Raw genomic sequence first — 21,134 nt, forward strand, 5'->3', positions numbered from 1 at the left:
TCAAAATATCTACATTATAAATCAATTACCCGGTGCAGACAACGGACAAGTAAAAATGACTGTCGGGCCTTCATCCGCTTCTGCACTTACTGTATAAGTACCGCCAAAGTAACGAATAAAATGGGAATTAATCTCATTACGGATCAATATCTTTTTGTCTTTCAAATTTTCCTGTGCCAACAAAGTGCCTGCTATACGGAAAACCAGTACGTCTGCTTCTCTGTCCCACTCAATGCAAACGATTGTCTCACAAGCCATATTACTATCCCCATGAGCCAATGCTCCGCGCAACAATGACACCAGCCATTTCTTATCCGTACAAATCATCTGGCTTTCAAGAGTTGTTTTCAGAACAATCCTATCCTCCCCGGGCTCCTGGCTATTGGCAAGCCGAATGATATTCCGACACAACAAAATGGCCTCTACCTGTTCCTGTTCATACTGTATCTTTCCGGATTCGAGTCGTGAAAGCTCCAATATATTATTCACGTATCCTAATAACTGTTCTGCATTCTCCTGAATAATCTTCCCATAACTCAGTTTACTTTCTTTGTCAAGTTCTTCGGATTCAGACAACAGTTCTGCAAACCCCACTACCGCATTTAATGGAGTACGAACATCGTGGCTAATTTCCATCTTCAAGCGTTCTTTTGCCATGTTATCCGCTTCGGAATGGGCTGCCGCTTCGGCTGCCGCCCGTTCAGCCAAAGCTATCTTGCCGGAAAGGAAGTGCGTGTAGATATAAAACAAAAGAGCCAATATTGAGAGTACAAGCAATGTACCGAACACCCATATGTAATTCGTATTCCGTATCTTCTGCTTCTCTAAAAGAAGTTCATCTATATGATAAATCTCTTTTACCTGCTGCAACTCATTGGCAGTAAAAGCATTATTCAGCGAGTCTTGTGCCCATATCAGATAACGCCACGTTTCAAGTGCTCCGTCTATATCCCCCTTACGCTGCTGGGTGCCTGCTTTATGGCTGATCAGATTGCCAAATGTAGAGACATAACTTTTCAATACAATCGGAGTAACTTCATCCACTAAAGCAATGCTCTTATCATACTCTTTTGTACGCGAAAAATATTGGAGACGTATGAGCTGTATATTCAGCCAGAACACCGAATCGACATGTGGACTGAGCAAAGCTTGTGCACGTTCAATATATAATTGAGCCTGTTCAAAATCTTTTTGATCCATATAATGCAACACATGCTTCACTTCACAATCTATTGCCAGATCGGTCCAATTATCCCGTGCTTCCGGTTCGTTTGTCATCACTTCCTGCAGAAGACTTTTCATTTTACGTAAATAAACCATTCTTGATTTATCATCTCCTCTACTCCCATACACCTGAGCGATACGCGAAAGCACATCTACTTTCAGAAAGGGCTTTGTATCAGGAGTAAACTCCCGATATGCTTTCAAAAGCACCTCCAGTCCCTGCTCATGACGACTAGATACGGAATAAGCACATCCCAGACTATTGTATGCGGCAATTTTCCCATTATTGCTCTTACATTCAATAGCTTCGTCCAACACTTCTTTGGCTACATATACCGCCTTTTCTATCAACCTTTTAGAAGCCAGTGCACGACTGAGGGCTGCTTTCCGTTCCAGATAATAGTCATATTCTCCTGCCTGGGAAGCAAGTTCTTTCAGTTGCCCTACCCAGTACTCCAGACTATCCGGATCGTGTTTTTTATCATAATAGCCGGCCATATAATAAGCTCCTTCATTTTCATAAAAGAGATTCTTTCGAAGTTTTGCTTCCTCATAAAGGGCTGCTGCAAAATACTTATTATAAGGAAGATATTGATGACAATAAGCCGTCTTCTGAAGATAAGAGATCCTGCCGGTATCCGAAAGTATACGTTCTGCCACAGCCAAGATACTGTCACGGTAAACTATCTTTGCATCATTTTCGGCAAACAAGGTCAATGGCAGAAGAGTAATATATAAGACAAATATCAACCTTTTCATAAACCTGCGGTATATAAGTCGGCTCCGCTTTTCAGTGGATGTACAAAACAGAAACGCGCTCCCTTCGTATAACTTTCATCAATCCATATCCGGCCTTTGAACCTCTTCATAATCAACAGACAGATAGAAAGTCCCAATCCAGTACCTTGTACAAAATCATTCAGTTTCTCAAACCGTTCGAAAATAAGTTTCTGCTTCTCTATCGGAATACCACATCCTGTATCCGTCACGGAAAACAGAGCCATATTACGGTCATCGTCCCATCGTTCCAGCCGCAAGACAATAGAGCCTTCGGAAGTGAACTTCGTTGCATTCACTATCAGATTGATGAGCACCTGCCGCAGCCGGGAGTCATCGGTATCTATCATCAGAGATTTCAGCGGAGTATCAAAGCGTAGCTCAACTTGTAACCGATAAGAAGCGGCAACTGTATCTATTACTTCATGGCAAATCTTCACGGCGTCATATTCCCTGATATTCATACTGATATTGTCACCATCAAAATCAGAGAAATCAATAATATCATTGATTAACTTCAACAACTGATAAGAATTAACCTTGATTATCTCACAAAATTCCTTTCTGGAAACCTCATCCACTTCCATTTCCTCGGATGCCATCAGTGTAGAGAAGCCAACAATTGCATTCAGAGGAGTACGTACTTCATGGCTCATGTTAGAAAGAAACAGATTCTTTTTACGAATGGCATTTTCTGCTTTTAGTTTCATATCTTCCAGTTTCTTCTTTGATTGCCTCAAATGAAATATCTTCTTCCAGCTAAGAAAAATAAATAGTGCCAGTATCAATACACATCCCACAACAGCCATTACATAATAACGGAGAGATTGAGTACGGGCACGCTCAATATGATAAGCCAGCTGGTCTGCCTGAAAACGGGCACAAAGCTGATCTATTTCTTTAGGGTAGTTTGCCTTGAACACAGAGTTTATATAAGAATAGATCGTGTTGTACAAGCTGGCAGCCTCTTCTTTTTGTCCCATCTTTTCCAGTAACTCTGCTTTTCCTTTCATCGTACTGACATAAAATGCGTAATTATCACTGGCATGTTCCAGATTGAAAAAACGGTCGTATGCCTTCAATGCTTCTTCTAATTTCCCCATTCTCTTCAGATAAAATGCCTCTGCAACTATAAAATACTGCTGAAGGGCGGGTATTAGTTTCTGCTGATGCTCCCGTACTTCGGTCAGGTACTGCCCGGCTTCTTCCAAATTCCAGATTTGAGTTTTATAATAAGCATTAAAGATGCGCAGGATATCCAGTTCCAACTCTGATTGTTTACCTGTAGAATACTGGCTCAGTAGCCCAAGGTATTTTGCAGTAGCACCTGTATTCTCCATACGAATATTATATTCGATCAGCTCCACAAGCAACGTTTTCTTCATTCCCTCATCCAGTTTGTGTCGTTCGAAGATTTCTAAAGAACGCTCATAAACATCACCTGCCTCTTTGTTTCTTCCAACAGCAGCATACACCTCACCAATAGCGCTGAGAGAAAGAGCCAATCCTAAAAAATGATTTTGTACTTTGGCTTTTGAGTACATCACATCACTATGTGCGATGGCCATCCGGGTTTCCCCTTTAAGTACCTGAGATTTTATAATGATGCGGGACAATTCAAAATAGGCATCATATTGTTTACTGTTTTCAAGAACAGAGAGCAGACTATCACTATAAATAACTGTACTGTCTCCTTCCTCCAACACACTAAAACCAAGACTATTGCGAAAAGACTCTATGATTTGTTTCTGTAAAATAGCATTCTCCTTCATATCGACAGCAGCATCCGTGCTACTCACCCAAAGTAAGTTACAAAAAACAAATAATAGATATTTCAGTAGTTTTTTCATCAAATAACCCAAAAGAGGTGCTTTGTTTGCATCGTTTTTTTATAATTATGTTTGCAAACATACATAAAAAATAATAAACTTCTGCAGTAACTTTATTTAAAATAGCAAGAAAAACACGAATGCTTCTACCGTCCCTCTCAAAGTTAACTATTAGTATACAATCAAAATGTAAAATCCAACCATGGTACATATAACTGCCAGCATTACGGATATTGGCTGATTTTTTATTCACTTTGAGACGTAACAATAGAAAGAGATTCTGTATCTTTGTCCTCCGAAAATCCAACGCTTATGAAAATACTGTATTATATTTATCAGATTTGCATTGCATTACCTATATTATTAGTGCTGACTATTCTCACAGCCATAGTCACAACTGTAGGTTCTCTGCTGGGTGGAGCACACTTCTGGGGATATTACCCTGGCAAAATATGGTCACAACTCATCTGTCTGTTCCTGCTGATTCCGGTAAAAGTACACGGGCGTGAAAAGATACATAAACGTACGTCTTATATATTTGTGCCTAACCATCAAGGGTCTTTTGATATATTCCTCATCTATGGTTTTCTGGGACGTAACTTCAAGTGGATGATGAAAAAGAGTCTGCGAAAGATTCCTTTCGTAGGTAAAGCGTGCGAAAGTGCAGGGCATATTTTTGTAGACCGTTCGGGACCGAAAAAGGTACTTGAAACCATCCGGCAAGCAAAAAACTCATTGAAAGACGGTGTGTCACTGGTAGTATTCCCCGAAGGGGCACGTTCATTCACGGGGCATATGGGGTACTTCAAAAAAGGAGCTTTTCAGTTGGCAGACGATTTGCAACTGGCAGTGGTTCCGGTTACCATAGATGGTTCATTTGAAATCCTTCCCCGTACGGGAAAATGGATTCACCCTCACCGCATGATCCTGACAATCCATGATCCTATCCCGCCTAAAGGCAAAGGGATAGAAAACATAAAAGAGACAATGGCAGAAGCCTACGCTGCCGTAGAAAGTGCTTTGCCGGAAAAACACAAAGGCATGGTAAATAATGAAGATCAGGATCGCTGAGTACTCACTGTATGAGGTGTGTGTGACAGGTGATGGTAGAGTTATAAAGTCATAAAATGATAGAGTTTAAAGTAATCCGGTAGAAATAGTCAATTTGTTAAAGTACCTGTAACTGGCATAATTAAAATGTTTATTGTTTGAAACGACTGTAAGTGTTCACCGCAAAGGAAGGATGGAAGTCGACACCTGGCATTGTATCTATCTGATAATCAGCAATTATAAAAGTGTACATTCTTGTCATACTACATTGTACACTTTTGTATGACAAGAATGTACAATATTGCACCACAAGAGTGTACACTTTTGCATAACAGTAAGACCCACCTTTATTTTTTGCTTTAAACTAATCGCCTTTTTCATTACAATAAAACTTGATATTTTTATTTATACCTTGCACTTAATGTCTATTTTATAAACTTTCACCCCGTTTCTCTAAGGAGATCGCCTTTTTCCTCTACGAGAAACACTCCAATTCTCTACGACAATCGCCCCGTTCCTCGTAGAGAAAAAAAGAGAATAGTATATAACATTGATTTTCAACACATTACACACATATAGAAATGTATACTATTTTCAGCATACAAATATCCTTTTTACATCCTCTTCAGGCATTTGAAATAGCTACAAATATTCATCCTTACCGAATATAATTCCTATCATAAAGGGTTGTTTCATAGAATAAAAGTAGTACCCCATCATCAAGGATACAAAAATGAAGAAATCTCAAAAGAAAAACAAAAGAAAAGTCTTACAATAATCTTACAAAAGGAAAATCATCATTGTTTCAACATTTCATCTATCCTGGCCTTCGTTCGTGGAGCACTGGGACGCAGTGATGTTCCATAATCCCCCCCTGCTTATTGATTAAAAGCTTTATCCAACATTAAAAAATCATTAGGGGCCCTACCCTTTAATACCAGTACTAAACAAATCCTGATCATGAGCATAAACAACCGTATTACACTCAACCAAATATCAAAAACATACAAATTAGGCGGAAACAGACATATCATTTTTTCAATATATCGGGAATAGATTCTTTATATTACAAAAGTACGTACTTTTTAACGTATTGTATTACAGACATATATAATAGATTCAGACTCTTTTTATATATTAAAACAAGTGTGGGATACTCACGCACCCCACACCCCAACCAATCGTGTATTAATCTATACAAATCAAATCTAATTACTACAATTTAGAAAACATGTAAGATTTAGGAATTTCGTATTATCGAATAAGATGAAACAATGTTCCATACTTTTCTATTATTCTCTGACATTTCTTTTTTCAATTTTTCTGCAATGGCCTCCAACTCACGTACAGAAAGTTTAGAAGCTGCTGTTATTTCCTTTTGCAATTGGTCCAGAGAAAAGTATTCATCCAATTCTCCACCTATATTGCCCAAGAAGTGGTTATGATATTGTTCCACTACATTGGCAGAAGTCAACAAACCACCTGATCCATAATCACCAATAACGATAACAGGCTTTTTATGTAAAGCTCCTTGCAGAGCCACATATTTATGACCTATTACAAGACTGGCATTTTGTATCAATGTATCTAACTCAAATTCTTCACGTACAGTTACATGAGATGCATATCCTATATCATAAAGTTCCTGTTCTCCCGAATAAATGATATTAATCTTATATTGAGTCAGTGTGTTCAAAACAATAAATGTTCTTAATGCCGAACGCCCATTACCCACTCCAACAAGAATAGCAGGCTTGGAATACGGATATTTAAGATACCTATCCACTTCTCCGTCCCACGGAAAAGGAAGAGCTGTAACACAACTATCACAGGAATAAGTTTTTTCCGGTGCGATGAGCAGTAAATGTTCATACTGCGTGGCATCTTCTATAAACTCATCTTCATAATCATCTGCCAAGATCGAATAAACAATTGGAATGGCAGGGCGTAATGTCTGTATTTTCTCATAACCTCTTCTATTAAAAGCAAAGGCAAGATTATAAGAAAGCCACATCTCCTTGGCAACATCGCCTGCCATGTCCACTTGATAACGTCCATCTTTCAACAGCTTTATCAAACCTTCACAGGTCTTTTGCTGTGTATATGTGTTGCAACAAGCAGAAAATAGAATTTTCCTCATATTATATTTATGGATTACATTAATGTAAAGTTGCCATAAACATAACCATCCTTTGAGTTTCTAAATTCTATTGTATAAGTACCAGCATTGTAATCTTCTACAGGAATAGCAAGTGATTGCCCGCAAGCAGTTACCTCTATAGAAGAGGTGTACACATTTTGAGCGGCATTCTTTATTACTATATTCACATCACCTACAGGAGCAGTAAATTCAACAATCAAAACATTTCCTTCGAAAGTTGCTTCAATAGGAATAGCAGGATCTAACGAACGAGTTCCAATCTGAGAGAATTCTCCTTTTAATACTAACCCATCTTCAAGAGGAGTACCAGCAAAAACATTGCTCATCATAAACAATGCTACCAATAATGACATAAACAAACGTGATTTCATAAATATACTGTTTTTTGTTTCTCCAAATGTACGATGTACTGATGAGAAAAGCAAAAAAACGACCCGGACAATTTGAGTTAGTCCAATAAGAATTAAACAGTTACATATCAAACAATTACAGAAAATAAAAAATTATCGACCCGGACAATTGGAAATTTATTTTCTTAGTATTTTCGTATAAAATGGTCTAAATCCTCCTGAGCTGATATATTTAAGCGTTTTTTCAATCGACCTTTGGCTTTAGTTATAGAGTCAGATGTAGTGAAAAAGACACGTTTTAACGCATCATTAGTAAAACCAAACTTCAATAAACAACAAATTTCAAGATCATGTTTAGTCAATGCAGGATATTCTTCCTGCAGACGAATAAGCATATCCGAATACAAATAATTAAATAAGTCAAACAGACATTCCCAATCCGGACGAGAGAGTTCTCCTTTCACAGCACCAGACTTTAACGAAAGTAACATACGGAATGTAGATATATACCTTGCATCAATAGGCGAACACGAATTATCAATATCACCACCCAATGTATTCAAACGTTCTGTTAGCGTTTTATTCTGTCCTTGCAGAAGCAAAACTTTTCCATTCAATTCTCCAATCTTAGTACGATAGTCCTCTGATTCACTTTGCAATTCCTGGTAATTTACCAACTCTTCCTGATAGAGTGCTATCTCTTCTCTGTTTTCAACAATCTGTTTTTCAATCTCCTGTATTCGTTTCTTATTCTGACGTTGTCTGTAATAAAAATAGTAAGCACCAAGAAAAACCAAAAGGGCCAATAAGAAACAAAACCAAACAATCGTTTGATTCTTTATCTTCAACTGAAGGTTTTCGTTCTGTAATTTCTCATTCTCATATTTCTTCTGTAAACTCGCTACGGTTTCTCTTATCTCTGCTTTTTGAATTTCTCTATTTAAAGAATCTGCTTTCTCTTTATATTCAATAGCCACCCAAGGATTCTTACGTAGTTTTTCAAGTTCAAAAAGTAGCCGATAAGCATCCACTTGCGTATAGACATTAGAAACTTCAGTTGCTTTCTTTAAATATTTATCAGCTTCTTCTTTATTATCCATCAATAAATAAGTATAACCTAAGGATAAGTATATCTCTGAAAACAAGGATGTGTCTTTATCTAAATTAAGAGCTTGTAATAAATAATACTCAGTCTTCTTATAATCTTTTTTCAACCTATAAAACACACCTAATTCCTGCAATATAGACAATTCCGAATTACAATTGTAAGTATGGGCTACAGATAATGCACGTTGATAATAAACATACGCACTATCTGAGTTATTATCTACAGATAAATAATAACGACCAATATTTCTTAATGAGTAGCTCATACCTAAAGCGTCATTAATAATAGTATAACTCCTTAGTGCATCCTGATAATTTAAAAGAGATTCGTCTGCAAGATCCTGGTTCCAGTTCAATGTCCCCATTTCTTCTAAAATAAGTCCCAACATTCTGTACTCCTTGCTCCCTTCGAATATACTTCTGGCCTTCAAATAATACCTCATGGCATCTTCCGGACGATTCAGCTCTTTCATTACCCTACCATAATAGAAGAACGCCTTTCCTTTAGCTATCCAATTCTCATCATGAGAACCATAATATCCTACTGCAATTGCAATCAAAGAATCCGATTCCGGTTTAATGTAGTTTTTGTCCATAGCTTGTGTCATCAATAAGCTATAGTCTGCCTGGGCTTTACCATGTAAAACTTCGGGATTGGGTATACGTTTTAGAAGATTAAGAGCACTATCCGGGGCTACCTCCATGCATTTTTCAACCAAAGATAGTGTTTGAACGACTGAATCGGGAGTCGTCTGGCAAGAAATTACCCATAAGGATAGAATGAGCAAAGACAAAAAATGATAAGTAGTACGTCGTAACATGTCTATATTGAGTTTTGTGCAAAAATACACAAAAAACTCTTAGATCAGTTACTTACAGCAGCGTTTTGTTCCAAGCGTTGGTGTTCCTGAATAAGTTGCATGTTCTCTTTTGCCTTAGATACAAACTCCTTCACCATTTTATTCATTTTAAAAGAATAAGGAGCATCTTTCATTATATCCTCTATTTGCGGAGTCATTACGGGATAAGGAAGATTACTACAGAGCATCAAAAAGACACTGGGACCTAACACTGTTTCATAATTATCAGATATAAACGACTTAACATACTGATTCATCTCATTGATCAGCGCTTCACCCTCCTTCGTCAACTGCTCATGAATATCAGCAAGATCAGCACCCTCCATTACCATGCGAGCTTCTTTATGTTCTAACTCCTCAATCTTCACATCCATGGCATTTTTCTTATCTATAAACTCATAAAGAGCATCGTTAAGAGGAGTACCCTTGGCAGCCAGTTCTGTATTGGTAATTGTTATTTTAATATCGCCTTTTTCAATCACTAAAGGCATAATAGCCTCATCATCCATATAGAGAGTAGCCATCACCACAGAATCCACAGCACCTTTCATTGAAAACAATCCATGAATAACCTCTGCCGAATCAAGCTTTATCCATTTTCCTTCCTGCAATGTTTTTATAAACAACATTCTTCCATCAAGGCTGCTTACCGATGACGAACCTTCTATCTTATACTTGCGACCACAGGAAGTAAAGACGAGAAGCAAAAGCAATAAAGGCAAAAATTTACTCACACGCATCTGTTTGTAGGTTTTCATGTTGCAAAGGTACAACGGATTCAGATTTGAATGAAACATTTTATCAATATTTAAAACTTGTAAGACTCTTTTCTTTAATAATCCTTATAAACACCAGTTTTGGGTATGTATTTTCATTTAGTTTATCTAAATTTGCAAGCTATGACTTGACAAATAGTCAACATTAACGGTTCTGATTCATAATTTATAATTCATAATATAATAGAATGTCAACTTACGCACCCTTTGCCAAACCGCTCTACGTGATGCTAAAACCCGTCGGAGCAGTGTGTAATCTCGCATGTGATTATTGTTACTACCTGGAAAAGGCTAAATTATATAAAGAGAATCCCAAACATGTAATGAGTGAAGAACTTCTGGAAAAGTTCATTGAAGAATATATTAACTCTCAGACAATGCCACAGGTACTTTTCACATGGCATGGTGGAGAAACATTAATGCGTCCTTTATCTTTTTATAAAAGGGCAATGGAACTACAGAAAAAATATGCCCGAGGACGTACAATAGATAACTGCATACAGACCAATGGTACTATGCTGACGGACGAATGGTGTGAATTCTTTCGTGAAAACAACTGGCTGGTAGGCGTGTCTATCGATGGTCCACAGGAATTCCATGATGAATATCGAAAAAATAAGCAGGGAAAACCTTCTTTTATAAAAGTAATGCAGGGTATCAACCTGCTCAAAAAGCACAAAGTGGAGTGGAATGCCATGGCGGTAGTAAACGACTATAATGCAGACTATCCACTGGAATTTTACCGTTTCTTCAAAGAGCTCGATTGTCATTATATACAGTTTGCTCCTATCGTAGAACGTATTTTCAAGCACACTGACGGACGTCACCTGGCTTCACTTGCTGAACAAGAAAGTGGTGAACTTGCAGACTTTTCCATTACACCGGAACAATGGGGTAACTTTCTATGTACCTTATTTGACGAATGGGTAAAAGAAGATGTAGGAAACTACTATATACAATTATTTGATTCAACACTCGCTAATTGGGTTGGTGAACAACCCGGTGTTTGCTCTATGGCCAAGACTTGCGGCCATGCCGGAGTAATGGAATTCAATGGAGATGTATACTCTTGCGACCACTTTGTATTCCCTGAATATAAACTGGGGAATATTTACAACAAGACTCTGGTAGAGATGATGTATAGCGAAAAGCAGAATGCTTTTGGACAAATGAAGCAAAGCTCTCTCCCAACTCAATGTAAAGAGTGTGAGTTCTTATTTGCCTGTAACGGAGAATGCCCAAAGAACCGTTTTGTAAGAACAGCAAGCGGAGAACCCGGACTGAACTACCTTTGCAAAGGTTATTATCAATTTTTCCAGCATGTAGCACCCTATATGGATTTCATGAAAAAAGAGTTGATGAATAAACGTGCTCCGGCAAATATAATGGAAGCCTTAAAAAGGGAGAAGGGAGAATTGAGAAGGGAGAAGGAAGAAGGAAGGATAAATCATAATTTATAAATCATATATCAAAAAGATGAATAAACTAAAACTTTATGTACTGGCGCTAATGGCGCTAATCGTTTGTTCCGTTAAAGCGGACGAAGGAATGTGGCTGTTACAGTTGATGCAGCAGCAAAACTCCATCGACATGATGAAAAAACAGGGATTAAAGCTGGAAGCAACTGATCTCTATAACCCGAATGGAGTATCCCTAAAAGATGCAGTAGGTATCTTTGGTGGTGGATGTACCGGAGAAATTATCTCGCCGGAAGGACTTATCCTGACTAACCACCATTGCGGATATTCGTCTATCCAACAACACAGTTCGGTAGAGCACGATTATCTGACAGACGGTTTCTGGGCTACTTCAAGAGATAAGGAATTACCAACTCCGGGATTAAAATTCACATTTATCGAACGAATTGAAGATATCACAGATCTTGTAAACCAGAAGATAGAGTCTAAAGAAATCACAGAAGCAGAATCTTTTACTCCGGAGTTTCTTAATAAACTTGCAAAAGATCTCTATGCAAAGAGTGATCTGAATGAAAAGCCAGGTATTGTTCCACAGGCTTTGCCGTTCTATGCAGGTAACAAATTCTACATGTTTTATAAGAAGGTATATCCGGATGTACGTATGGTAGCTGCTCCCCCCTCATCAGTAGGTAAGTTTGGTGGTGAAACGGATAATTGGATGTGGCCTCGCCATACCGGCGATTTCTCTATGTTCCGTATCTATGCAGATGCCAATGGCGAACCAGCTGAATACAGTGCAGACAATGTACCTTTGAAAACCAAAAAACATCTTTCTATCTCTTTGAAAGGACTGAAAGAAGGTGACTATGCCATGATTATGGGATTCCCCGGAAGTACCAGCCGTTATCTCACAGTTTCGGAAGTAAAAGAACGTATGAACTCAATCAACGAACCACGTATTCGTATACGTACAGCTCGTTTGAACATATTGAAGGAAGTAATGAACGCTAGTGATAAGACCCGTATCCAGTATGCCAACAAATATGCAGGTTCATCCAATTACTGGAAAAATTCTATCGGAATGAATAAAGCCATTATTGATAATGATGTACTGGGTACAAAAGCAGAACAAGAAGCACGTTTTGCACAATTTGCCAAAGAAAAAAACAATGCAGCCTACATGAATGTAGTGAAAGAAATTGATGATGCGATAGCCATTACCGCTCCTCTCACCTATCAAGGTACTTGCCTGACAGAAGCTTTCTTTGCTGCCATTGAATTTGGAAGTCCTTATCAGATCATGGAAAAACTGGAAAAAGCACTGGAAGAAAAGAATGACTCTGCCGTTAACTCTAATATCAAAATTCTGAAAGAAGTCTTTGCCAAGATTCACGACAAAGATTATGACCACGAAGTAGATCGTAAAGTAGCCAAAGCTTTGTTCCCGCTTTATGCTGAAATGATTCCGGCAGAACAGCGCCCTAACTTCTACAACACGATTGAAAAAGAATATAAAGGAGATTATAACAAGTTCGTTGATGCAATGTACGACTCCTCTATTATGGCTAACCAGGCTAACTTTGATAAGTTTATCAAAAAGCCAACTGTAAAAGCCATCCAAAAAGATCTGGCTACTCAATATTCACGTGGAAAATATGAAAAACTGATAGAACTCAGATCAGCACTTCAGGCTGAAGATGAAAAACTGGACTCACTGCATAAGATTTATATCCGTGGCTTGGGCGAAATGAAACTCCCTGTTCCTTCTTATCCGGATGCCAACTTCACGCTACGTCTGACTTACGGTAATGTGAAGCCTTACAGCCCAAGAGACGGTGTATTCTATAAATACTATACCACAACAGATGGTATTCTGGAAAAAGAAAACCCGGAAGACCGCGAGTTCAATGTGCCTGCAAAACTGAAAGAGCTGATCGAAAAGAAGGACTTCGGACGTTATGCAATGCCTAATGGTGATATGCCAGTCTGCTTCCTTTCAACCAATGACATCACCGGTGGTAATTCCGGAAGCCCTGTGCTGAATGAGAACGGTGAGTTGATTGGTTGTGCTTTTGACGGCAACTGGGAATCGTTGAGTGGGGATATCAATTTCGATAATGACCTGCAACGCTGTATCAACCTGGATATCCGTTATGTTCTCTTCATCCTCGATAAACTTGGCGGATGCGGACACTTAATTGATGAAATGACAATTGTAGAATAATTATTCAATGTGCTAATATGCCAATGTGCCAATTGCTCTTCAGCATAACAGCGCAACTAATTGGCACATTGACATATTGGCAAATTAGCACATTATTATATATAAATGAAAAAACAATTATTAATAGCTGCCCTCTCTCTTGTGGCCCTTACAGCACATGCCGACGAAGGTATGTGGATGCTGACCGACTTACAGGCTCAGAACGCTGCTGTTATGAGAGAACTCGGACTGGAAATTCCGATTGAAGAAGTATATAGTCCTAATGGAATTGCACTTAAAGATGCAGTTGTCCACTTTGGTGGCGGCTGTACCGGAGAGGTTATCTCGGCAGAAGGATTAGTATTGACTAACCACCACTGTGGATATGGTGCTATCCAGCAACACAGTAGTGTGGAACACGACTACCTGACAGATGGTTTCTGGGCAATGAACCGGGATGAAGAACTTCCTTGCGAAGGACTGAAAATTACTTTTATCGACCGTATACTGGACGTCACACCATACGTCAACGAACAATTGAAGATAGATAAAGATCCTGACGGAACCAATTACCTGTCTCCCAAATACCTGGAGAAAGTAGCCGATCGTTTTGCCAAAGCAGAAAATATCGAAGTAACCCCGGCAACCAAACTGGAACTGAAAGCCTTCTACGGAGGCAATCGTTATTATCTTTTTGTTAAAACGGTGTACAGTGATATCCGCATGGTAGGTGCCCCTCCTTCTTCCATCGGTAAGTTTGGTGCTGATACAGACAACTGGATGTGGCCTCGCCATACCGGTGATTTTTCATTGTTTCGTATCTACGCAGATAAAGACGGTAAACCGTCTGAATACTCCAAAGACAATGTTCCATTGAAAGTGAAAAAACATCTCACAATCAGCCTTGCAGGAATACAGGAAGGAGACTTTACTTTCGTTATGGGATTCCCCGGACGCAACTGGCGTTATATGATTTCCGACGAGGTAGAAGAACGTATGCAGACCACCAACTTCATGCGTCAGCATGTACGCGGTGACCGTCAGGAAGTATTAATGGAACAAATGTTGAAAGATCCTGCCGTGCGCATTCACTATGCCAGTAAATATGCTTCATCCGCCAATTACTGGAAGAATGCTATTGGTATGAACGAGGGGTTAATCCGTCTCAAAGTACTGGATACGAAACGTGCACAACAAGAGCAACTATTGGCTCGCGGACGTGATAAAGGAGATGATTCTTACCAGAAAGCATTTGACGAGATACGTTCTATCGTTGCTCATCGTCGTGACGCCATGTATCACCAACAAGCCATCAACGAAGCATTGGTGACAGCTCTGGACTTTATGAAGATACCGTCAACCAAAACACTGTCAACAGCATTACAGAAAAAAAATAAAGAAGAAATTCAAAAGGCAACTGAAGAACTGAAAATCGCAGGTGAAAAGTATTTCGCTTCTGTACCTTTCCCCGAAGTAGAGAAACTGGTAGGTAAACAAATGCTGAAAACTTATATGGGCTATATACCCCAGGAACAGCGAATCAGTATATTCAAAGTGATAGACAGCCGTTTCAAAGGAGATAGTGATGCATTTGTAGATGCCTGCTTTAAGTATTCTATCTTTGGAAATAAAGAGAATTTTGAAAAGTTCCTTCAGAAACCCAGCCTGAACAAAATAAACAAAGACTGGATGATTCTGCTCAAACATTCTATCACCGACGGATTGATGCAGACAGCATTGGCAATGCATGATGCTAATACAAACTATGATGCTGCCCACAAAGTATGGGTGAAAGGTATGATGGATATGCGTCAGGAAGCAGGTATTCCTATTTATCCGGATGCCAACTCTACACTGAGACTGACATATGGTAAAGTAGCCTCATATGAACCGGCGGACGGAGCAGTATACAAATATTATACAACTCTGAAAGGTGCTATGGAAAAAGAAGACCCTAATAACTGGGAATTCGTTGTACCCGCTAAGTTGAAGCAATTATACGAAGCAAAAGATTATGGACGCTATGCTATGAAGAATGGTGAAATGCCTGTTTGCTTCATTGTAGATACTGACAATACAGGAGGAAATTCCGGTAGTCCGGTATTCAATGGCAAAGGTCAACTGATAGGTACCGGCTTTGACCGTAACTATGAAGGATTGACAGGAGATATCGCCTTCCGTCCCTCTTCTCAGCGTGCCGCTTGTGTAGATATCCGCTATACTCTCTTCATTATTGAAAAGTATGCGGGAGCTTCACATATAATCAAAGAGCTGGATATTAAAGAATAATTATATAATGTGCCAATATGTCAATGTGCCAATGGGCTGCGCTATTACACTGCACAGCTTATTGACACATTGGCATATTGGCACATTGAACCATTATTACTACCGCCATTTACTCACCGTCTCCGACTTATCAGCGAATTGTGCTGCCAGAGATTTTATACGAGCTTGCAATTAAATCTTCCTTCCATCTTGTATACGAGTATACACCAACTCGTTATTTCCAACCAATCTCCTCCATTGAGTACTCAAATAAGCGGCCCACTCTTTTTTACGTCCTATCAACTCGGGCACAGAGTGATAATCTACCTGAGCCGTGTGAAACAAAGAATGACTTTTACGAATAATAAGATAACGGGGACTATTCACAACAGAAACAAGCTCTGAAAGTGCATTAATAAACATCGATTTTTCATAACGCGTACCTCCTTCCAAATGGCAAAGCACAGCACCATCCTCATCGAGTTCCGAAACCACAGTCACTTTCTCTGATTTTATCACGCCTGTCCTGGCAAGTGCCAATGCCAATGCTTGCCCTATCTTATGAATGTCTTTTGATATATCCCGATAACGGATGTACAACCAGAAAGCCTTCCACATTTCACGTCCGAAAAGAAACAATCCGGCAAGTCCTATAATCACCAACACAAATTGTAACTCTTCCACCCGCCGAAAACGTATTTTGAACAAACCATACAAGACTTCCTGACCAAACATCAATAAACCGGAGGCAAGACTGCTCAATAAATAAGATATAGTACGATTCAGATACAAATGCTGCAATTCATGTGTATGCCTGCATTCTGTATCACGCGGTATCTTTATTTCCTCTACCAGACTGACACCATTGCCCAACGCCCGTTCCCACTGATCTTTCAATTTTTCACGCTGAGAAGCACGTAGAAAAGCCCTGTCATTGGCTGCATCTATGGCTTCTGTATCGGAAAAGTCAGCAGGCAATCCCAACCGGCTAATTCCATTTTCGATACCTCCTGTTTCGAGATAAGATATTCCCACAAAACTGCGAAAACGCCTTTTCAACATTTCTACATCATTTCCCCCATCTGAAACTGTGGGATCTACACAAACCAAATGCCAGATATTACTCGCTTTCTCCCTGTTTCCCTTTTCCACGCGAATAGCACGCCCTCTCATCTGATTGGATAACACAAAAGAACCGACAAAGCTGGCCAATACCAATGAATTCAGAACCGGTGCATCCCATCCTTCCCCCAACAGCGACTTAGTACCTATCAATATCTCTATACCACCTTTCTGAAACACATCCGTCACTATTTTCACAACATCGTTTTTCAGCCCTTCAGTCAGCGCCACTTGTATGTATCCGGTATCGTAAGGTAATGGATTATAAGTAAGTTTCGTCACTCCCCTGCTTTCTGCACAAGCCTCAAACAACTCGCAGGCAGAAACGGGCAGAATAATAATACTCCCTGTCAGCACTCCTATTTTCATGTGTTCAGAGTTCGTTCTGCGAAGTTTCTCAAAAATGGGTATTACCCCCAACTTATTAAGTTCAAGGGTATTCTCCCCGGCATTGACAAGAAACTCTTTACGAATAAAATCAGTGAGTACTACCAATCGTAATCCTTGTCCCAACTGACGATATTCAAAATTCACAATCTGATAAATACTATTCAGCTTTTCAATACTGGTGCCCAACAATGAGGTGATCTCTTTATTTTGCAAAAAAGTTATCTGCCTATGTTCCATTACCCCATGACGTAGTAAGCGGTGTTCAAGTTCTTCCTGGTGTTTCTCAAATCCGGTGAACCTATCTCTTTCTTTCAGCAGATAAAACTCAAGTAATACTTGTGCCCATTGATAGTCAAAGACTGGAAAATCGGGATGTTTGTCTCCCAAAACGTCAAGATGTTCGGACGAAACAGAGAGCCCGGCAGTATTCAGAAATATAAGTAAAGAAGAGTAGTAAGGCATATTACTGTAAATCCAGTCGAGATTCTTATTCGGCTCAGTCCATACAGACAGAGAAGTCATGGCACGAATCAGTTCTTCATCTTGCTTGATCTCCTGAAAAAGCGCATATACCTGATTGCGATATTTATCGATCACTTTATATTCTTCGGCAGAAGGACGCGAAAAACAGACACAATCCTGGTGAGGGCATAAGTCTCCTTCGATAATCAGTTCCGGAACAGTAATCTCTGTATCAATCGGACCATTCAACTCAATATAACGTTGCCATTCATTGGCAGATACATCATAAGGTGGAGTAGCGGTCAGTCCCACAAGAGTCGGTTTCAATTCTTCTTTCAGACTAATCAACGTAGTCCACCATTCATTTTTCAGATGATGGGCTTCGTCCACAACAACGGTCTGTATTCCCTGTTCACGAAGTAATCGGACAATCTCCCTCATACAACTACCCGAACGACAATTATCTTTAAAGTCATTACAGGCTGCATGTAACCCCTGATAAGTTGAAACAGTAAGAAATGAAGGATGTCTAATGTCACATGATATCCACTCCGGTATAACCTCTGTCTGCAGAAAAAGTTCACAGAAACGATCGATCCACTGATTGCGTACTGCAATAGTCGGCGCTAAGATTAAAGTAGGCTTATTGATTCGTAACATCACCTCAAGTCCGAGTACTGTTTTTCCTGATCCGGGAGGTGCTACTACATGCAAAGCGTTGTTATCCAGAAAGTTTTCAAGTTCGGCAAGGACTCTCGCCTGATAATTTCGCCATGGATATTTAAATTTAATTCCGGAAGGAAATGTATTCATAATGTCGCTAACCCTTATTAAGTATCATGTTATGCCTTCAAAGGTATACTTTTTTAAGGAGTAACAGGTAATAAACCGTCAAATAAATTCTTCTACCAGATACATTTCATCAATCAAATCTTCCATTGATTGCTGTAAATTATCGACTGCTTCTTCAGGGGAATCTCCATACGCATTACATTGAATATTCACGGCAAGCCAAGCGTAATAACCGCCATCAGATGTACGCTCAAGCACATAATCTGTTTTATCCAGTTTCATATCGGTAAATAATTAGTAAGTGTTGGTATATTTATTACTGACTGATGATCAATCAGATTTTCGAGTTCACAGATAATATGCCGTTCACTGCTACGTGCCCAGTAAATAAATTCACGACTAGGACAATACTTGCCGGCAAAGCGAAGCAAGGGTTCAAGTGCAAACGAGTCACCCACAATACCGGCACCCGCACGAGCTGCATCATAAGCATTGCAATCTTGTTCAATATGGGCTGGTACCATCAATACGGGTTTACCCAAATACATGGCCTCGCAAATAGACTCAAAGCCTGCGGTACTGGCATAAGCACGACATCCTGCCATATAATTAAGAAATTTCACATCATCAAGCTGATGAAAACTCAACGTCTCATCCATCCGAGCCACCTCCTCTGTATCTGCCTTGTCCCAGAAAAAATGTAAAGGTACTTCCGGATGAACAGAATGAAAAGCTTTCACACTATCAGAGAAACCGGCATTGACCATATAACCATGAATATAATTTCCTGTTTCGGGACGAATAGCAATTACCTCCTGTCTGAGCAGAGGAGGAACTACAACAAGATTATTTTCTCTGTCTTCGGGCATTTTACGGAAAGAGAGAGCTAAACGCTTCTTCGCTTTCAAGCTCGTCATCCGTGTAAAGAGGCGCAGCATGAATAATTGAACAACATCTTTCTCCGGAAATTCAAACTCCCGGTGCAGAAACAAATACTGATGCCCAATACAAACGTACGGAACAGAAGGGCGGAAGAACATATAGGTAAGCCCGGTTAAAAGTTCGTAGAAGTTGATTACTACTTCCGCCCCTGTTTTCCTGATCCGTTGGTTTATATAACACATACTACGGACATATTCCGGTAAGTGTATAAGATTGTAAGCTAAGCTTTTTTTCAAATTAGCACGTTTATTATCGGGCGAAGGTAAAAAGTTAGGACTGAGAAAACGTTTCACCGGAGCCTTTATATTCCGGTTGAAAAAGCCCGGCAAAGTACGCGACGAGCTTTTACCCACAAGCACTTCTACTACCTCGTGCCCATTGCGCCGTAACATATCTTCGAGAGTCAACGCTTGTGTAAGGTGTCCTCTCCCTTCTCCCTGAACAATAAATAAAAATCTCATGAGGCTATTGTTATTTGTTTGGTTTCCCCTTCTTCCTGTTCTTTTTCCGGCGTCAGTACATTATCAAAGTAACGCACACTCCAGTTTCCTTCCTCATCTTCTGTCAATGCTGAAAGTGACTCTACCCAGTCACCGGAATTCAGATAATGAATTCCATCATAACAAGTATTGGCAGGATGATGAATATGACCACAAATTACTCCGTCACACTTTCTGGCCTTTGCCAGTATTACCAGTTCTTTTTCAAAATCAGAAATATAAGAAACGGCTGATTTCACTTTATTCTTGATAGACTGGGATAGTGAATAATAAGGTTTTCCCTGTTTCATTCGCCGGGCATTATACACTTTGTTAAGCCAAAGTAAAAATGTATATCCGGTATCGCCCAGTTTAGCCAACCACTTCATTTGAGTAGTTATTCTATCAAAAACGTCACCATGCGTCACATAATAACGTCTACCGTGACTTTCGTAGATGCAGTCCTTAACAATCTGTATATTATAAAAGTTCAGTGGTGCCAGATTATCAAGAAAGTCATCATGATTACCACGAACATAAATAACCTGGGTACCGAAGTTCTCCATCATCTTCATGATAACTTTGAAAAAATCCGTATGTTTAGCCTTCCATTTACTTAAACCGCTTTTTTTCAGATGCCACCCGTCAATAATATCTCCATTCAATATCAGACGGTCACAATTGATTGATTTAAGGAAGCGGGTCACCTCCTCTGTTTTGGAGTGCTGAGTTCCCAGATGAATATCTGAAAGAACCACTGTAGGATAATACGTGCGTAAATGCATAACATTTCAGTTTTTCGATATGCAAAAGTCCATATTTCACATTACAAGCTGATGTCTTTACAGTTACTATTTTATGAACAAAATCAGTTTTTCGGCGTTATATATCTAAAATAGTAATTATATTCGCAGCCCGAAGAGG

General features: G+C 39.4%; 14 protein-coding genes. 4 read left to right on the forward strand and 10 right to left on the reverse strand.

All coding sequences use genetic code 11. The features are described from left to right. Positions 1 to 21 precede the first annotated feature (21 nt). Complete coding sequence (locus QX565_RS19390; RefSeq protein WP_289294009.1) at positions 22 to 1,983, reverse strand: ATP-binding protein; 1,962 nt, start codon at positions 1,981 to 1,983, stop codon at positions 22 to 24. Further along, positions 1,980 to 3,851: a tetratricopeptide repeat-containing sensor histidine kinase gene (locus QX565_RS19395; protein ID WP_002561752.1), complete on the reverse strand. Its 1,872-nt coding sequence runs from the start codon at positions 3,849 to 3,851 to the stop codon at positions 1,980 to 1,982. Before QX565_RS19395 ends, QX565_RS19390 begins: the two co-directional genes overlap by 4 nt. A gap of 291 nt (positions 3,852 to 4,142) precedes the next feature. Here QX565_RS19395 and QX565_RS19400 point away from each other — a divergent pair, with 291 nt between their 5' ends. Further along, positions 4,143 to 4,901 (forward strand): lysophospholipid acyltransferase family protein, encoded by a 759-nt coding sequence (locus tag QX565_RS19400; protein WP_002561753.1) that lies wholly within the window; start codon positions 4,143 to 4,145, stop codon positions 4,899 to 4,901. Positions 4,902 to 6,120: 1,219 nt separating this feature from the next. Here QX565_RS19400 and QX565_RS19405 read toward each other — a convergent pair. The 4 genes from QX565_RS19405 to QX565_RS19420 form a co-directional block, all read right to left on the reverse strand. After that, positions 6,121 to 7,020, reverse strand: coding sequence for a hypothetical protein (locus tag QX565_RS19405; protein WP_289294010.1), 900 nt, complete (start codon positions 7,018 to 7,020; stop codon positions 6,121 to 6,123). 14 nt (positions 7,021 to 7,034) lie between these two features. Beyond that, the gene (locus tag QX565_RS19410) at positions 7,035 to 7,412 is read right to left on the reverse strand and encodes a DUF3244 domain-containing protein (RefSeq protein WP_289294011.1); all 378 of its coding nucleotides are present in this window, start codon (positions 7,410 to 7,412) and stop codon (positions 7,035 to 7,037) included. A 164-nt stretch (positions 7,413 to 7,576) separates the two neighbouring features. After that, complete coding sequence (locus QX565_RS19415) at positions 7,577 to 9,319, reverse strand: hypothetical protein (protein ID WP_289294012.1); 1,743 nt, start codon at positions 9,317 to 9,319, stop codon at positions 7,577 to 7,579. A gap of 44 nt (positions 9,320 to 9,363) precedes the next feature. Further along, positions 9,364 to 10,092, reverse strand: coding sequence for a DUF4369 domain-containing protein (locus QX565_RS19420; RefSeq protein WP_221649083.1), 729 nt, complete (start codon positions 10,090 to 10,092; stop codon positions 9,364 to 9,366). A 230-nt stretch (positions 10,093 to 10,322) separates the two neighbouring features. Between QX565_RS19420 and QX565_RS19425 the strand changes: the two genes are divergently transcribed. The 3 genes from QX565_RS19425 to QX565_RS19435 all read left to right on the forward strand — a co-directional run bounded on the left by QX565_RS19425 (position 10,323) and on the right by QX565_RS19435 (position 16,044). Then, the gene (locus QX565_RS19425) at positions 10,323 to 11,594 is read left to right on the forward strand and encodes an anaerobic sulfatase-maturation protein (protein ID WP_289294013.1); all 1,272 of its coding nucleotides are present in this window, start codon (positions 10,323 to 10,325) and stop codon (positions 11,592 to 11,594) included. A gap of 16 nt (positions 11,595 to 11,610) precedes the next feature. Continuing rightward, the gene (locus QX565_RS19430) at positions 11,611 to 13,776 is read left to right on the forward strand and encodes a S46 family peptidase (protein ID WP_289294014.1); all 2,166 of its coding nucleotides are present in this window, start codon (positions 11,611 to 11,613) and stop codon (positions 13,774 to 13,776) included. A 105-nt stretch (positions 13,777 to 13,881) separates the two neighbouring features. Next, complete coding sequence (locus tag QX565_RS19435; protein WP_289294015.1) at positions 13,882 to 16,044, forward strand: S46 family peptidase; 2,163 nt, start codon at positions 13,882 to 13,884, stop codon at positions 16,042 to 16,044. A 171-nt stretch (positions 16,045 to 16,215) separates the two neighbouring features. Here QX565_RS19435 and QX565_RS19440 read toward each other — a convergent pair whose 3' ends face one another. The 4 genes from QX565_RS19440 to QX565_RS19455 form a co-directional block, all read right to left on the reverse strand. Then, a complete protein-coding gene (locus QX565_RS19440) occupies positions 16,216 to 18,810 on the reverse strand; it encodes a DEAD/DEAH box helicase family protein (RefSeq protein ID WP_289294016.1) in 2,595 nt (864 codons plus the stop codon). Positions 18,811 to 18,888: 78 nt separating this feature from the next. Further along, positions 18,889 to 19,071 (reverse strand): type II toxin-antitoxin system HicB family antitoxin, encoded by a 183-nt coding sequence (locus QX565_RS19445; protein ID WP_002561762.1) that lies wholly within the window; start codon positions 19,069 to 19,071, stop codon positions 18,889 to 18,891. After that, positions 19,068 to 20,192 carry a glycosyltransferase family protein gene (locus QX565_RS19450; RefSeq protein WP_289294018.1) on the reverse strand — a complete coding sequence of 375 codons (1,125 nt, stop codon included), beginning with the start codon at positions 20,190 to 20,192 and terminating at the stop codon, positions 19,068 to 19,070. The genes QX565_RS19445 and QX565_RS19450 overlap by 4 nt, the downstream gene beginning before the upstream one ends. Further along, on the reverse strand, positions 20,189 to 20,995 hold the full coding sequence (locus tag QX565_RS19455; protein ID WP_289294020.1) for a UDP-2,3-diacylglucosamine diphosphatase: 807 nt from the start codon (positions 20,993 to 20,995) through the stop codon (positions 20,189 to 20,191). Before QX565_RS19455 ends, QX565_RS19450 begins: the two co-directional genes overlap by 4 nt. Positions 20,996 to 21,134: the final 139 nt, after the last annotated feature.

Source organism: Bacteroides sp. 41_26 (genome assembly GCF_949740115.1).
Classification (GTDB): domain Bacteria; phylum Bacteroidota; class Bacteroidia; order Bacteroidales; family Bacteroidaceae; genus Bacteroides; species Bacteroides nordii.

Coding starts and splice junctions, on each gene's coding strand:
- QX565_RS19405 (WP_289294010.1), bottom strand. CDS start 7,020: ATGAGGAAAATTCTATTTTCTGCTTGTTGCAACACATATACACAGCAA.
- QX565_RS19450 (WP_289294018.1), bottom strand. CDS start 20,192: ATGAGATTTTTATTTATTGTTCAGGGAGAAGGGAGAGGACACCTTACA.
- QX565_RS19410 (WP_289294011.1), bottom strand. CDS start 7,412: ATGAAATCACGTTTGTTTATGTCATTATTGGTAGCATTGTTTATGATG.
- QX565_RS19425 (WP_289294013.1), top strand. CDS start 10,323: ATGTCAACTTACGCACCCTTTGCCAAACCGCTCTACGTGATGCTAAAA.
- QX565_RS19455 (WP_289294020.1), bottom strand. CDS start 20,995: ATGCATTTACGCACGTATTATCCTACAGTGGTTCTTTCAGATATTCAT.
- QX565_RS19400 (WP_002561753.1), top strand. CDS start 4,143: ATGAAAATACTGTATTATATTTATCAGATTTGCATTGCATTACCTATA.
- QX565_RS19430 (WP_289294014.1), top strand. CDS start 11,611: ATGAATAAACTAAAACTTTATGTACTGGCGCTAATGGCGCTAATCGTT.
- QX565_RS19440 (WP_289294016.1), bottom strand. CDS start 18,810: ATGAATACATTTCCTTCCGGAATTAAATTTAAATATCCATGGCGAAAT.
- QX565_RS19390 (WP_289294009.1), bottom strand. CDS start 1,983: ATGAAAAGGTTGATATTTGTCTTATATATTACTCTTCTGCCATTGACC.
- QX565_RS19415 (WP_289294012.1), bottom strand. CDS start 9,319: ATGTTACGACGTACTACTTATCATTTTTTGTCTTTGCTCATTCTATCC.
- QX565_RS19435 (WP_289294015.1), top strand. CDS start 13,882: ATGAAAAAACAATTATTAATAGCTGCCCTCTCTCTTGTGGCCCTTACA.
- QX565_RS19445 (WP_002561762.1), bottom strand. CDS start 19,071: ATGAAACTGGATAAAACAGATTATGTGCTTGAGCGTACATCTGATGGC.
- QX565_RS19395 (WP_002561752.1), bottom strand. CDS start 3,851: ATGAAAAAACTACTGAAATATCTATTATTTGTTTTTTGTAACTTACTT.